The organism is Runella limosa DSM 17973 (assembly GCF_000482465.1).
GTDB classification, from domain to species: Bacteria; Bacteroidota; Bacteroidia; order Cytophagales; family Spirosomataceae; genus Runella; species Runella limosa.
The window spans coordinates 104,123-118,252 of record NZ_KI519424.1; the positions used below are offsets into that span (position 1 = coordinate 104,123).

At 42.3% G+C, this 14,130-nt stretch carries 18 protein-coding genes; 7 read left to right on the forward strand and 11 right to left on the reverse strand.

From position 1 onward, the window contains the following. The first annotated feature begins 77 nt into the window (after nucleotides 1-77). Nucleotides 78-626 carry a tetratricopeptide repeat protein gene (locus tag K339_RS0122010; RefSeq protein WP_028525536.1) on the forward strand — a complete coding sequence of 183 codons (549 nt, stop codon included), beginning with the start codon at nucleotides 78-80 and terminating at the stop codon, nucleotides 624-626. Between the two features lie 21 nt (nucleotides 627-647). Further along, nucleotides 648-1,028, forward strand: coding sequence for a co-chaperone GroES (locus K339_RS0122015; RefSeq protein WP_028525537.1), 381 nt, complete (start codon nucleotides 648-650; stop codon nucleotides 1,026-1,028). A gap of 42 nt (nucleotides 1,029-1,070) precedes the next feature. On the opposite strand, the gene K339_RS0122020 is transcribed toward K339_RS0122015, so the two are convergent. The 3 genes from K339_RS0122020 to K339_RS0122030 form a co-directional block, all read right to left on the reverse strand. Next, the gene (locus K339_RS0122020; RefSeq protein ID WP_028525538.1) at nucleotides 1,071-1,904 is read right to left on the reverse strand and encodes a lysophospholipid acyltransferase family protein; all 834 of its coding nucleotides are present in this window, start codon (nucleotides 1,902-1,904) and stop codon (nucleotides 1,071-1,073) included. 74 nt (nucleotides 1,905-1,978) lie between these two features. Next, nucleotides 1,979-2,752 carry an alpha/beta fold hydrolase gene (locus K339_RS0122025; RefSeq protein ID WP_028525539.1) on the reverse strand — a complete coding sequence of 258 codons (774 nt, stop codon included), beginning with the start codon at nucleotides 2,750-2,752 and terminating at the stop codon, nucleotides 1,979-1,981. Nucleotides 2,753-3,082: 330 nt separating this feature from the next. After that, nucleotides 3,083-3,640 carry a YcxB family protein gene (locus tag K339_RS0122030; RefSeq protein WP_183972832.1) on the reverse strand — a complete coding sequence of 186 codons (558 nt, stop codon included), beginning with the start codon at nucleotides 3,638-3,640 and terminating at the stop codon, nucleotides 3,083-3,085. A 54-nt stretch (nucleotides 3,641-3,694) separates the two neighbouring features. Here K339_RS0122030 and K339_RS0122035 point away from each other — a divergent pair, with 54 nt between their 5' ends. Beyond that, on the forward strand, nucleotides 3,695-4,588 hold the full coding sequence (locus K339_RS0122035) for a phosphodiester glycosidase family protein (RefSeq protein ID WP_028525541.1): 894 nt from the start codon (nucleotides 3,695-3,697) through the stop codon (nucleotides 4,586-4,588). On the opposite strand, the gene K339_RS0122040 is transcribed toward K339_RS0122035, so the two are convergent. After that, nucleotides 4,565-5,062 (reverse strand): DUF6265 family protein, encoded by a 498-nt coding sequence (locus K339_RS0122040; RefSeq protein ID WP_028525542.1) that lies wholly within the window; start codon nucleotides 5,060-5,062, stop codon nucleotides 4,565-4,567. The two genes, K339_RS0122035 and K339_RS0122040, sit on opposite strands and share 24 nt — an antisense overlap. An 80-nt stretch (nucleotides 5,063-5,142) precedes the next feature. On the opposite strand from K339_RS0122040, the gene K339_RS0122045 reads away from it, so the two are divergent. Next, complete coding sequence (locus K339_RS0122045) at nucleotides 5,143-5,934, forward strand: hypothetical protein (protein ID WP_028525543.1); 792 nt, start codon at nucleotides 5,143-5,145, stop codon at nucleotides 5,932-5,934. 122 nt (nucleotides 5,935-6,056) lie between these two features. Here the strand turns inward: K339_RS0122045 and K339_RS0122050 are convergent, their stop codons facing one another. From K339_RS0122050 to K339_RS0122070, 5 genes are all read right to left on the reverse strand, one after another. After that, on the reverse strand, nucleotides 6,057-7,295 hold the full coding sequence (locus K339_RS0122050) for an S-adenosylmethionine:tRNA ribosyltransferase-isomerase (protein ID WP_028525544.1): 1,239 nt from the start codon (nucleotides 7,293-7,295) through the stop codon (nucleotides 6,057-6,059). Continuing rightward, complete coding sequence (locus tag K339_RS0122055; RefSeq protein ID WP_028525545.1) at nucleotides 7,295-7,801, reverse strand: hypothetical protein; 507 nt, start codon at nucleotides 7,799-7,801, stop codon at nucleotides 7,295-7,297. The genes K339_RS0122050 and K339_RS0122055 overlap by 1 nt, the downstream gene beginning before the upstream one ends. Nucleotides 7,802-7,911: 110 nt before the next feature. Next, the gene (locus K339_RS0122060; protein ID WP_028525546.1) at nucleotides 7,912-9,471 is read right to left on the reverse strand and encodes an Rne/Rng family ribonuclease; all 1,560 of its coding nucleotides are present in this window, start codon (nucleotides 9,469-9,471) and stop codon (nucleotides 7,912-7,914) included. Between the two features lie 238 nt (nucleotides 9,472-9,709). Next, nucleotides 9,710-10,555, reverse strand: coding sequence for a tetratricopeptide repeat protein (locus K339_RS0122065; RefSeq protein WP_028525547.1), 846 nt, complete (start codon nucleotides 10,553-10,555; stop codon nucleotides 9,710-9,712). 44 nt (nucleotides 10,556-10,599) lie between these two features. Further along, nucleotides 10,600-10,884, reverse strand: coding sequence for an HU family DNA-binding protein (locus tag K339_RS0122070; protein ID WP_028525548.1), 285 nt, complete (start codon nucleotides 10,882-10,884; stop codon nucleotides 10,600-10,602). A 177-nt stretch (nucleotides 10,885-11,061) separates the two neighbouring features. On the opposite strand from K339_RS0122070, the gene mutY reads away from it, so the two are divergent. After that, nucleotides 11,062-12,126, forward strand: a complete 1,065-nt coding sequence (gene mutY, locus K339_RS0122075) for an A/G-specific adenine glycosylase (RefSeq protein WP_028525549.1) — start codon at nucleotides 11,062-11,064, stop codon at nucleotides 12,124-12,126. 66 nt (nucleotides 12,127-12,192) lie between these two features. Further along, nucleotides 12,193-12,666: a single-stranded DNA-binding protein gene (locus tag K339_RS0122080; protein ID WP_028525550.1), complete on the forward strand. Its 474-nt coding sequence runs from the start codon at nucleotides 12,193-12,195 to the stop codon at nucleotides 12,664-12,666. Between the two features lie 64 nt (nucleotides 12,667-12,730). Here the strand turns inward: K339_RS0122080 and K339_RS0122085 are convergent, their stop codons facing one another. Next, nucleotides 12,731-13,147: a hypothetical protein gene (locus tag K339_RS0122085; RefSeq protein ID WP_028525551.1), complete on the reverse strand. Its 417-nt coding sequence runs from the start codon at nucleotides 13,145-13,147 to the stop codon at nucleotides 12,731-12,733. Nucleotides 13,148-13,236: 89 nt separating this feature from the next. Here K339_RS0122085 and K339_RS0122090 point away from each other — a divergent pair, with 89 nt between their 5' ends. Beyond that, nucleotides 13,237-13,608, forward strand: coding sequence for a VOC family protein (locus K339_RS0122090; protein ID WP_028525552.1), 372 nt, complete (start codon nucleotides 13,237-13,239; stop codon nucleotides 13,606-13,608). Nucleotide 13,609: 1 nt separating this feature from the next. Here the strand turns inward: K339_RS0122090 and msrB are convergent, their stop codons facing one another. After that, complete coding sequence (msrB, locus tag K339_RS0122095) at nucleotides 13,610-14,086, reverse strand: peptide-methionine (R)-S-oxide reductase MsrB (RefSeq protein ID WP_084332287.1); 477 nt, start codon at nucleotides 14,084-14,086, stop codon at nucleotides 13,610-13,612. Nucleotides 14,087-14,130 lie beyond the last annotated feature (44 nt).

The following is a 14,130-nucleotide window of genomic DNA, read 5'->3' on the forward strand; positions in this document are numbered from 1 at the left end:
GCATTCATTAAACCCAAATTCCAAAATACGCGTTAATAAATTGTAAATTTGATACACATTTGACACCTTGATTGCGTATGGAAACCTTACTGCTTGTCTTACTTTTTATCCCGTATTTGGTGTTGCGGTACCACCTCACCGATCACGACACTCCCAGCGAAAAGGATAAAAAGCGGTTTTCGGAAGGTATCGAACTCTTTCAAAGTCAAGAGTATAGCAAAGCATTTGATTTTTTTAACGATGCGTTAAAAACCCACCGAAAATCGGCAGTAGCTTATGCCTACCGTGGCAAGTGCAATTTGAAGGAAGACAATTTATATTCGGCCTTGTACGATTTTTCGGAGGCCATTAGTTTTGACAACACCCTCCCAGATATTCACCTTGACCGCGGTATAACGCAGTTTCGACTGGGAGATTTTGAAAATGCGTTTTTGTCTTTTGACAAAGCCGTATGGTTTTCCAGAGGGGAAGAACCCGAGTCGTTGCGGTGGCGAGCCTTGGCTAGACTCAAATTACACCAACATTCACAAGCAGAAAAAGACCTCCAAAAAGCCGTCAAACTTGGAGATGAAGATGCCGCATTTGTGCTCAGTAAACCACCCTTTCGACGAAGTATTAAAATATAACAACTTTTTATAAATCGACCTATGCTCGAAATTACCTCCGATAAAAAATTAAAACGCCTCATCGTAGTGGGCGACCGCGTGTTGATTCGTCCCAAAAATCCAGTCGATCAGACCCCGACAGGTTTGTATTTACCCCCGACCGTTACCGAAAAAGAACAAGTTCAAAGTGGCTATGTAATCAAAGTGGGGCCTGGCTACCCTATCCCAACTCCTACTGACGATGAGCCTTGGAAAGAAACTGAAGAAAAAGTAAAATATATGCCGCTTCAGGCCCAAGAGGGAGATGTGGCCATTTATCTTCAACGAAACGCGATTGATGTCGTTTTTAACAACGAAAAATACGTCATTGTCCCGCAGGCGTCTATTTTGATGCTCGAACGCATCGAAGATTTATTTAACTAAAATACTGCTTGCCTACTTTTCATTTTTTTGGAGAGTAGGCACTTATCCTTCCCCTTCTCCCTGCATCCACTTCATTTTATCGTAGGGAATTTCTTGCTCGATTTCTTTGCGAATACGTTCGATGATTTCCTCCACCGACATTGATTGATCAAACTCAATCGGTGCTTTGAAACGAACGGTCAAAGTCGTGTTACGCTTTTTAAAACGCAATCCTTTCTTATCAAACGCACGACGGAAGCCATTGATAACCACAGGAATAACAATCGGGTTGTTTTCCAAAATCAAATGCGCGGTTCCTTTTCGGATGGGTGCATACGGGCTGGTAGTCCCCTGCGGAAAACTAACCACCCAACCGTGCCCCAATGCTTGATACACTTTATCCCCTGCTTTTGAGTCACGTTCTCTTTTTACGTTTTTTCCCTCTGCTCTCCACGAGCGCTCTACTGTCAGCGCTCCACCTAAGCCAAATAATTTGGGAACTATACCTGCCTTCATGGTTTCACTAGCCGCCACGTAATAACTTCTAGCCCGAGGTGCCATCAGGTACAAGGGCGGAACAATGGTACTTTTAAAACCCCACTTTACGCTCGAAAAAATATGGTAAAACGAAATAACATCCGCGAAATACGTCTGGTGATTCGACAGAAAAAGGACATTATTGTCGGGAAGGTTTTCAAGGTGCTCAATACCTTCAATGACCGTTTTATTGACTACCGTAAATCGCCAATAGGTAAACCAGCCAATTCCTGAAATCAGTAATCGTTTAATAAACAAGGAATTGCCGAAAGGGTCTTTTTCGAGAAACCCCAAAAAATCGAGCCACGAAAGCCATTTAGGCAAAAAACTATACCGAGAAATAGGTCGTTCGGAAGCCATATCGAATAAAAGTAAAATGTCGCCAACAGCTATTACCCCATTGACGACTTTGTATTGTGCTAAGTTAGAAAAAATTAGGCTAACTCAGCCACGGGATTTTCCACTAAGAATTGATCCAGCAATTCGTTAAAACGTTCTGGATGTTCCATCATGGGGGCATGGCAACATTTATCGATGAAGTATAATTCCGATTTTGAAATGAGTCGATTAAACTCGTGTGCTACGTGCGGCGGCGTAATGGTGTCATTCAATCCCCAAACAAGCAAAGTTGGCACTTGAATTTTGTGTAAATCTTTGGCGACATTATTTCGCTGCGCTGATTTGGCAATTCCGACAATGCTCATGCACTTAGGAATGCTTGATGTCGTTTCAAACACTTCATCAATCAACTCTTTCGTCGCTACCTTGGGGTCATAAAAAGTATAAGCCACGCGCTCCGAAATGTATTCGTAACTTCCCCGCTTAGGATACGACCCTCCCATTCCATTCTCAAACAGCCCCGAGCTACCTGTCAACACCAAACGCTTTACTTGGTCTTGGTGAGTAAGCGTATATAAAATAGCAATATGACCACCGAGTGAATTTCCAATCAGTGTCATGTCCGTTAATTTTTGAGAAGCCACAAATCCTTCCGTAAAAGTTACCAGTGCTTCCAAACCTGCTTCGCGCGGGCTCATTTCATAAATGGGGAGCATCGGAATAATAATACGGTAGTTTTTGCTAAAATGAGTGATTACCCCATCCCAGTTACTCAATGCGCCAAAAAGACCGTGCAACAGCAATAGCACATCTCCCTGGCCTTCATCAATGTAGCGATAACCGTCGGATTCTTTAATCAAGTAGCTCATAATCAAAGGATAAGATTCGTTTTTATGGGATAAATCAAAGGAAAAATAAAAAAATTTGGCTGACTTTTGGACGTCTATAACGCAAATATAGAATAATTCTTTTCAATGTTTTTATACTATTTTCAGAAACAAGGAATAGTACCACACTTTCTATCCGAAAGTCAAAATAGTCAACTGTTTGTAAATAAAGCCTTTACTACAATTTATCTTACAGTATGCAAACATAACAAAATTGCACTTTTTTGATTCACCTTTTGCATTTTCATTTTTTAAAACAAAAAAAGTGGCTGAATTTCTTCAGTCACTTTTTTTGTTCGATGTCAACAACCTTTATTTAGTTTCTGTCAACAAATTCTTTTGTTTCAAAATACGCTCAAATAATTTTAAGTCGTGTTCTGAATTAAAGGCTGACGTTGGGAAATGCAAAAACTGCCCGCGAGACATCACCAAGATATAAGCTTCTTTGTCTTTATACGCGCTCTGAATTTGGTCCCATTGCATCACGCCCCCTTCTTTGGTGTTAATTTTTACTAAAATTTGGCGACTATCAATTTCGTAGAAATACTTTTCAAACAATTGTTTATATTGTTCTAACTGAGTAACCCCTGTAAATTGAACCCACCAAAAACCTACGTAAAGTGCTGCTCCAAGAACAATAACGATGTACGCCCAAATGTTGGGATACACACCCGTGATTCCCAAAATGGCATTCACTAACAAAAGACCCAACGGAAGGAGTACCCACATCTTTTGTTGTTCCCACGTTTGGCGCAATGCGATACGTACGTACTCTTTTTTGTCCAGTGCAAACTTTTTAGTCTTCACCGACAATGGTGAAGTAGGCATTTGATACATTGGCTGGTGCTTATTAACCGGAACTTTTGCCATATTTGAAGAATAATTCGATTGATTTTTTAAAGACTCGCAAAATTAGAAAATAAAATGAAACGGCTAACTTTTTTGCTCTGCCTAAATGTACTGTTTGCTTCGGCACAAACCACAAAAGATTCATTAGCACTTGCCCATGCTCCTTGGAAAACGGAAACCCTCGCCAAAGGTGTCATCTGGAAATACGCTCATTTTCAGCAAAAAGAGTTGTTTGAAGCCAACCAAAGTATCAATATTGTCGAAGTTTCTCGAAAGTCTCGGAAATTTGTTTGGGAGATTATCACCGCTGATTCATTGAACAAACGAGATAAAAAAAGAGGACAATTACGAAAAACAAGTCAACTCGCCCAAGAAAATGACGCTTTTGTAGCCATCAACGGGGGATTTTTTGACGTTAAAAACGGTGGTTCGGTCGATTTTATCAAAATAAATAACCAAACTCCTGATACAACCCGTGCCTTAAAAGGCTCAAAAGCCGCTTTTCATGGTCAGGCAGGCATTGCAGTTGACAAAAAAAATTTTCAAATTTTACGGGGGGAACCTTTGGTGGGTTGGGAATATCTTCTACCTTATAATAATATAATGCTGTCGGGGCCCTTGTTGCGTTGGGAAAACAAAGACGAAGTATTACAAAAAAATGCTTTCAACGACAACCGCCACCCTCGTTCGTGTGTGTGTACAACCCAATCGGGTAAAACACTCCTGATTACCGTCGATGGCCGATCAGCCGAATCCTATGGCATGAATTTATCAGAACTTACTTTTTTGACCCGCCAGCTTGGCTGTTCATCCGCCCTCAACCTCGACGGCGGTGGTTCAACCACTTTATGGCTCAAAGAAAAAGGGGTAGTAAACTACCCCAGTGATAACAAAAAATTTGACCATAAAGGTGAGCGTTCCGTGAGCAACGCCCTTATTTTGAAATTATTGACGCGCAAAAACAAATAAGTCAGCAAAAATCCATTTGCCGCCTTCTTGTTTTCCCCGCTGAATGACCAGTTGATTAGGCGTTCTAAGTTCATAAATAATACGAACGGCTCCATCCGACTTTTCAAACAATGCTTGGTTCTTTTTAGCCTCAATAAAACGGTAGCGATCCGAAATTTCTTTTTCTTCCATTGCTACCAAACCTGGTTTAAAATGTTTTACCAAAACGATAGGGCCTTGTTCGGTTTGTTCAAAAACCAACATTTCGTACATGGTTACTTTGTTGTCTTTCATCATGCGCATGAATCCCGTTAGGTTGTCGCCCGCAGGTGCTGCCCAAAATGCTTCAATGGGCCCTCCGTTAAACGTACCCAACCAATGACCTTTCATAAAGGCCACATCCGACAAAGCACCTGATTGAGCCTGGGTACCAAAACTTAAAAGTCCCAAAAATAAAACGTACAAAACGGCGCGCAAAGAAGTAAAAAATCGCATAAAATGTTATTTAGAATGTATGTGTAATGCCCTTATAAGGCGGCAGGTCAAAAAAAATACTTTCAGAACATCGTTTGAAAATGAAAACATACTTTTTTCTATTTCTTACCTTATTAGCACACGGGCTTTGGGCACAAACGCAAAAAGCAACGGAAGTGATTCGTTTTCAGGTCAAAGAGGCCAAGCAGGGAGTGGCCGTTGATGCTGCTTTTTTTTACGTCATCAACAATACCTCCATTTCAAAACATACAAAAACTGACGGGAAGTTAGTAAAAACATGGAGCGATTCAACGGGTATTCTCAAACACCTCAACAGTGGGTTGGTTATTGGTAATCGTCTGTATTGTGCGCACTCCAACTATCCCAACAAACCCATGAGTAGTTCCATTGAGATTTTTGACAAAAATACGCTGACGCACATCGACTCACACAGTTTTGGATTTTTTCCTGGCTCGGCTACTTGGATTGATTTTCACGAAGGGCATTGGTGGGTGGCTTTTGCCAACTATTCTGACAAAAATTCTGACGGAGGCCGCGACAATCGCTGGACGACTCTCGTTAAGTTTACGCCCCAATGGCAACAAGTTGCGTCATGGGGTTTCCCCGAATTTCTCTTACAATCTTTTGCTCCTAAAAGTACATCGGGTGGAACATGGGGCCCCGACGGAAAATTGTATTGTACAGGCCATGACAAACCCGAGCTTTATGTACTCCAACTTCCCGAAAGAGGTTCTACGCTCGTTTATCTTCAAACGATTTCAACGCCCAGTGAAGGACAGGGCTTCGCGATTGACCGAACACAGAAAAAAGAAGTTGTCGTTTGGGGAATTACCCGAAACGACAACTTTGTCATTCAATCACGTATCAAGTAGCTCCCCTCCGCGTGTATCTTCTGGTTTTGAGAAACCAGAAGCACGGTACAACATCACGTATCAAGTAATTGCTCAGGTTTTGAGAAACCTGAGCCACTCACTAAACCTGAGCCACACCACATTTACGGCAATAGCAATGAAGAATCGCCATAGCTTAAAAAGCGATAGTCGGTAGCAAGGGCTTCGTGGTAAATTGTACGCCAGTTTGGTCCGACAAAAGCGGCAACGAGCAACATCAACGTTGACTTGGGCTGATGGTAATTCGTAATCAGCCCTTTGCATAGTTTGAAGGTATAACTTGGAAAAATCATAATTTCGGTTTCTCCAATTACCTCTTTTAATTCATGGTGCTCCATGTACGCCAAAATTGTCCGCAAAGACTCTTCCGCCGAAGGAAACGAAGTATAATCCTGATAAGGCATCAATTTTTCAATAAAAAAACCATCCTGAACATCGGTCTTGTTTTGCCAAAGTTTTACCCCAAACCAATACAGACTTTCAAGTGAACGCATGGAGGTAGTACCAACTGCGACGATTCCGTCCAAATGGACAAGAAGATTTTCAATAAACGCTCGTCGGTAAACCACTTGTTCGGCGTGCATGGTGTGCTCGATGGCATTGGCAACTTTCACGGGTTGAAAAGTACCTGCCCCTACGTGCAGTGTCACAAAGTCATGCGTTATTCCTGCATTGGCTAAGTTTTCAAAAACCTGTTCGGTAAAATGCAATCCTGCCGTGGGCGCGGCTACTGCCCCTTCAATTTTTGAATAAACCGTTTGGTAGGTTTCGAGATCTTGCGCTTCCGTTTTTCGGTTCAAATACGGTGGCAGCGGGATTTCTCCCAAAGCACGAATTATTTCAACAAAAGTAAACTCGATTGGTTCGGGCTGTGAATCGGCAACTTCCCAGCGAAAATTCACCCAATTTTTATCAATGTCTGCCCAATCGGCAAAGACGGTGACAGTGAGCTGATTAATCAACAAATCACACTGTAGCGTCTCATGGGCTTTCCATCGTTTTTTATTTCCCACCATACAACTCCAAACCGCGTGGGTAGTTTGCTGCATGGCATCATTGATGACCCTAGTGGGGGCTTCGGGGTGTAATAAAAATACTTCAATCAGCGCCCCTGTTGGTTTGGCAAAAAACACCCGCGCAGGAATCACCTTCGTATTATTAAAAACCAAAAAGCTTTGCGGTGGCAAATAGTTGACCACATCCGTAAATTGTCGGTGTAAGATTTCACCTTTTCGATACACCATTAGTTTGGACGTATCTCGTGGCTCAACGGGATACCGCGCAATTTTTTCGTCGGGCAAATCGTACTCGTAGTCGGCAAGAAGAATTTCGGGCAAGGTCATTAATCATTCGAGCTTGGTTTCATCATAAGGCGAATTGGCAACGCCACTACAATCGCGAGGAGGAATCCAACGATTAGGTATAACAATCCATTAAAATCGCCGATTTTAAATTTGAATTCATTATTAACAGTCGCCAACGCAAAAATCGTCAGTGCAATCGACGTATTGATCATGGCCACCAAACTATATATCCAATTCTGAATATGCTCGTTCAACTCTTCACGATTTTCAGCCCAAAGTGTTTGATTTGGAATCGGCAACACGTTTGAAGGCAATTTTAGCAATGCCCGACCAACCGACAAAAGCAACACGTTGTTGGTTAAAATCAAACCTACCAAAATATAAAATATATCAGATTTGAGCATGAACTCGTCTGCTTGGCCAAGGGCATTAAAATGGATCCCCACTTCTTGTCCAAACAAACTATAACTGTACATTGAAGCCACAAATACCGTTATCATTGAAAATACCCGCCAAACGCGAATAGCAAAAGTTGTAATTTTCATATTTAACTCGGTGAGACACCATTTAAACTATCAAGGGTCAAAAGTTATCAGTTTTGGTTCATTTACCTAAACTAATAACTCTTAACCCTTTAAACATGTTTTTAAAAGAATCAAGTGGTGGCGATTTCAATTTCCTCGCCATCTTTATCATAAAACTTAAACTCAGTAATCGGCAGCGAGCTATCTTTTAAGAGTTTAACCCATGATTTATATTTAAAGAACCATTTGAGTCGGGGCGACGGGAATCCCGCCGTAAAGTACGCGTGCAAGTACGGGTGAAGGGCTACCGACACCTTTCTTTCGTTTTGTTTGGTCAACAAATATTCGAGGTTGTTTTCGATAATATCCGAAATCAAAATACTAGGCTGAATGGTTCCTGCGCCATTACAAGTTGGACAAACCTCCCGCGTGACGATGTTCAATTCTGGGCGAACCCGTTGACGCGTGATTTGCATTAATCCAAATTTGGTAAGTGGCAAGAGCGTGAACTTAGAACGGTCGGCCTTCATTTCGGCCTTCATAACGTCGTACAGTTCTTTTTTATGCTCAGGCTTACGCATATCAATAAAATCCACCACAATAATACCGCCCATATCGCGAAGGCGAAGCTGACGGGCTATTTCTTTGGCGGCTTCGGTATTGGTATGAAGCGCAGTATCTTCCTGACTTTCCTCGTTGTTGGACTTGTTACCGCTGTTGACATCAATTACATGGAGCGCTTCCGTGTGTTCTACAATGAGATAGCCTCCACCAGGAAGGCTCACTGAGCGTCCAAACAATGACTTAATCTGCTTTTCAAGACCTACTTGTTCAAATAATTTGCTTTTACCCGAATAAAGTTTTACAATTTTTTCTTTATCGGGAGCAATCGTATGAATAAAGTCCCTGATGTCGTCGTACATCTCTTTGGTATCAACCGTGATGCTATCAAACGTATCGTTGAGCATGTCACGCATGATAGAAGACGCACGGTTCATTTCGCCAATGATACGGTCGCGTGGTTTGGCCTCACTCAAGGCTTTCATTCCTTGCTCCCACTTTCTAATGGAGTTTTGAATGTCTTTATCCAACTCCTCCACGTCTTTATTGGCGGCCACTGTTCGGACAATAATGCCGAAATTGGCAGGTTTGACCGAAGTCATTAACTTATGAAGACGTGTTCGTTCGGTCTTATCCGTAATTTTTTTGGAAATATTGACCGAATTAGAAAAGGGAACTAGCACTGCGTACCGTCCTGCGATAGAAATATCGCACGAAAGTCGGGGTCCTTTGGTAGAAATAGGCTCTTTGACAACCTGCACCAAAATGGGCTGGTTTTTTCCGAGTACTTTATCGATTTTGCCGAGTTTATCAATCTCCGGCTCCATCTTAAAGTTGTTCAACTTTCCCGATGTGAGGCGTTTAGCAATCACATCTTTGGTCAGTTTATTTAAAGATTGGACGTTAGGGCCTAAGTCGTGGTAATGCAGAAAGGCATCTTTTTCGTATCCAATGTCAACAAAAGCAGCGTTCAAGCCAGTCACGAGTTTTCGGACGGTACCTAAATAAATGTCACCAACCGTAAAACTACTTTCCGACTCCTCTACTTGGTACTCAACGAGTCGCTTCTCCTGCAAGAGAGCGATTCGGGTACCTTTTTGCGAGGCACTAATGACTAATTCGCTACTCAATGTTATGTAAGGATAGAGGGTGAAAACCAAAAACCAAGGCACATTTTTACCTTGGTTTTGGAATTAGAAATTATTTCTTCTTGTGACGATTCTTTCTTAGGCGCTTTTTGCGTTTGTGCGTAGCGATCTTATGTCTCTTTCTTTTTTTTCCGCAAGGCATAATCGTAAATGTTTTAAATGTTATTAAAAAATTGAATGATTCTGTTGTAAGGTTTTCATCGTAAATAGCTAAAAACCACTATTTTAACTCTTTTTCCAGTTCAGCAATCGCTGCCTGAATGGTTGGGTCTTTTTCTTTCTCTTTTACGATTAAAAGTTCTTCTAACGCTTCTTTGTTTTTGCCTGTCTGTGCCAACGAGACGCCCATGTAGAAACGTGCCTTCATATTTTCAGGACGCACTTTTAACAGTTGGCGAAAACGCTCTACTGCTTTTTCATACTGGTTTGAACGCATTGACAACAATCCCAAATTGAACAACGCTACTTCGTTGGTAGGGTCGGCGGCCAAAACTTCTCTGAGCATCATGATTCCTTGCATCGGTGTTTCGGTCGATACATAAGTCATGGCTAGATTCGCTTTAACATTGAGCAAATTTGGATTTTTATCGAGGGCTTTTTGGTACCACTCGCGGGCTTTCTCCCCCAATTTCGCTAGTTTTTGGTTGTCAACAGCAAACCCAAACGCATCGTAATAACGGTCACCTGCTCTTAACAAATTGGCTTCGGTGGGCGCTAAAAGAGCCACATTTTCGGCGTATTTGGCTGCACTATCAAACTTTCTAATCTGAGAATAGAAATCTGATAATTGAAGTGCCGCAGTCGATTTTGCTTTTGAATCTGCTGTTGAGGTATATTGTTGAAGTAACTTATTGACAGTGCTTTGTTGCTCAGATGTCAAAGGTGCACTATGTTCTGTCGGGCTCGAAGCACGCTCTTTAGGGGCTTCAGTCTCGTTTGTCTTAGTGCTTTCTTTCCCCTCAACCAACTTACGCTCCTTGGTATTTACCACAACTTTTGGAAGACTATAGAGCCCGCCAGTGAGCACAGTAGCAAACACAATTACTAATAAGATGGAGCGATTCATTGCACGTTACCTTTAAATCTTTCAACAATACTTTACTTCTTAAATTACAAATCAGAGCCTTTTACTTGCTCTACAAATACTTTAGCTGGCTTGAAGCTTGGTACATAATGCTCATCAATAACAATAGCCGTATTTTTAGAAATGTTACGAGCTACTTTCTTTGCACGTTTTTTGTTTACAAAGCTACCAAACCCACGGACATAAATATTTTCGCCTTTTGCTAATGAATCTTTTACTACTGAGAAAAACGCTTCAACTGTTTCAGAAACGTTTGCTTTTTCGATGCCGGTTTGGTCGGCAACTGCTGCGATTAAATCTGCTTTCGTCACTTTTATTAAACTTTAAGGTTATAAAATTGTTATTCTTTGGAAATTAGTTTCAAAAATTCTACCAAGCCGATGTGTTGATAAGCGTACGGCCTAATTTGAGCGCACAAAAGTAGTACATTTTCGACTAATTTTGAAAATGTTTTCTGTCTTAATTTGAAAAAAAAACTCCCGAATTCATTGAATAACAAGTTTTTTGCTGAAACCCTCATCCGTTGGTACACTCACCAACACCGTGATTTGCCCTGGCGACAAACACGAAATCCGTATTATATATGGTTATCCGAAATCATTCTACAGCAGACACGCGTCGCGCAAGGATTACCCTATTATGACCGATTTGTTAGCACATACCCAACAATCACTGACCTTGCCAACGCCCCCGAACAAGAGGTGATACGGCTGTGGCAGGGCTTGGGCTATTATTCACGGGCAAGAAACCTCCACCAAACGGCCAAACACATTGCATATCAACTCAATGGGGTATTTCCGAGCACCTACAATGGGCTGTTAAAACTTAAAGGAATTGGCCCTTACACTGCCGCTGCCATTGCTTCTTTTGCCTTCGACGAAGCCGTCGCCGTGGTGGACGGAAATGTATATCGGGTGCTTGCACGGGTATTTGGCGTTGATCTTGACATTGCCAGTTCTCAAGGACAAAAAAGGTTTGCCCAACTTGCCTCTGAACTCATCTCTACTGAACAACCCGCCTTGTACAATCAAGCCATTATGGAATTTGGGGCTGTTCACTGTACGCCCACCTCTCCCGATTGTCTGTTGTGCCCGTTTCAGGGCGTTTGCGAAGCTAATCTCACGGGCAGAGTTACCCAACTGCCCGTAAAAATCAAGAAAACGAAGGTACGGGTGCGGCATTTTCATTATTTTATTTTGATGAAAGATGGGCAATTGGCCATGAACCTGCGTACAGAACGGGACATCTGGCAGCAACTCTATGATTTTTATTTGGTTGAAACCGAGCATTCGGACGCAACCCTCGATTCGCTTCCTCTGCCTTCATTTTTACAAAAAGCACTTTCTCAGTCGGTTGTCTCCCAACCCAGCGAAACAATTACGCATATTCTCACCCATCAGCGCATACAGGCGAGGTTTTGGCAAGTAGCACTCCCGTCGGATTTTGATTTGGAACTCCCTCCCTCGCTTCGCTTTTTTACACAACAAGAAATTGACGAGCTCCCCAAACCCGTCTTGGTTTCGACTTATTGGAAAGCGCGGTTTTTTGAGTAAATTTGTCATCTGCATGGCTTCAAACCTTGCAGTTTTGACTCGTAACTTACAATTCTTTTTATAACAATGGCTGGAGTAAACAAAGTAATTTTATTGGGCAATTTGGGAAGTGACCCAGAGGTTCGTCACCTCGAAAATGGCTCGGCAGTAGCACGTTTTAACATCGCAACCTCTGAAAGTTACACCAATCGCAGCGGCGAACGTGTAGAACAAACAGAGTGGCATCGGATTGAACTTTGGGACAATTTGGCAAAAATCGCCGAGCAGTACTTACGCAAAGGAAACACTGTTTATATTGAAGGAAAACTTCGTACAGAAACGTGGGTGGATAAAGAAGGAAAACAACGCGAAGGAAAAACTGTACGTGGAACTACGTTGACACTCGTTGGAGGTCGTAATTCAAACAATAACGACGACAATTCGTCTGGCTACAGCGCGCCACAACAATCAGCACCTGCACCTCGCCCTGCTCCTCAACCTAAACCTGCGACGCCCATCGCCTCAGACCTAGGTGGCGGAGATGATGACTTGCCGTTCTAAATACACCTACTTAACTCAGCCTCCCGAAAGTTTAAAACTTTCGGGAGGTTTGGACTCTCCAAAATCACTTTTTCAGCACTTGCATTTGAAGCTGATATTGATCATTTGGCACTTTCTCAGTCCTAGAATCTGGCGTAACCTGCTTTAAAATAAGTAAATACTTCTGCTGGTTGACCGTCACCTCTAATGAATCCTGCGTAACAGACGTCTTACGACCTACCACCTGACAGTCACCCAAGCACATCTTTACATTTTGTTGGGCATTTAGCGCCAAATCAACAACCACTTCCCCCGCTCGAACACACTGTACATTTTTCGGGCAACGACTATCTTCAACACCAGTCAATGCCAATTGGACATCACCTACCTGAACTGGTTGTTTTGTCGTAAGTGGGAAATCACTTCCTAGCGTCAACGAATCTACGCTTTCCGACTTACAACCTGCCATCAGGCTCAAACACAAAATCAGTGCATTTTTCATAACTTTATTCGATTTTTATCAACGCAAATACCTTACTTGCTACTGAGATAAGGACGAGAAACAACCAAAAAACGTTGGAATAACCAGCAATGAATTTACGCATCAAAGAAATTAACCACGTAGCCTTGTACGTTGCAGACGTAGCGCAAAGCTGCCACTTTTATTCAAATATACTACAAATGAACCAATTAGAACGCCCCGCTTTTGATTTCCCAGGAGCTTGGTTTCAAATTGGTTCACACCAAGAATTGCACTTAATAGGCGTTCGCTCCGAGCAGGTCGTTTCTGGGTCACGTAGCAATCACTTTGCGCTTGAAGTAGAAGATCTGAAGGCTTGGGAAAGCCATTTACAAAGTGTAAAAGCCACTTTTCGCCCCCCAAAACCTCGCCCCGACGGAATCCAGCAGATTTTTGTTGTTGACCCCGACGGGTATTGGATTGAATTATTTTCGCGGACTTAGCCTATTTTTTTTCAAACGACAACGCCGCGCCGTTCATACAATAACGTAGCCCTGTTGGTCGAGGGCCATCGTCGAAAACGTGTCCCAAGTGAGCATCACAAACGGCACATATTACCTCGTCACGTTCCATACCAAAGCTTTTGTCTTTTTCATCTTTGAGGACTTTCTTGCTGATGGGCGCGTAGAAACTAGGCCAACCTGTTCCCGAATCAAACTTGGTATCAGCATTGAACAATGGAGTTCCGCAACAAACACATTTATAAATTCCTTTTTCTTTGTTGTTCCAATAAGGCCCCGTAAAAGCGCGTTCTGTCCCTTTTTGACGGGTTACGTAAAACTGAATAGGCGTCAGGATTTTTTTCCACTCCGCATCCGTTTTGACCACCCGTTTGAGGTCTTGGGATTGTTGTTGCGAAAATGCCAGTGGACTTACTAACGACGTACCAATAAGTGTGTGAATGAATGAGCGACGGTTCATAGGTGATAGGCGATTTGGTTGTTTTTCCTGTATGTATATTAACG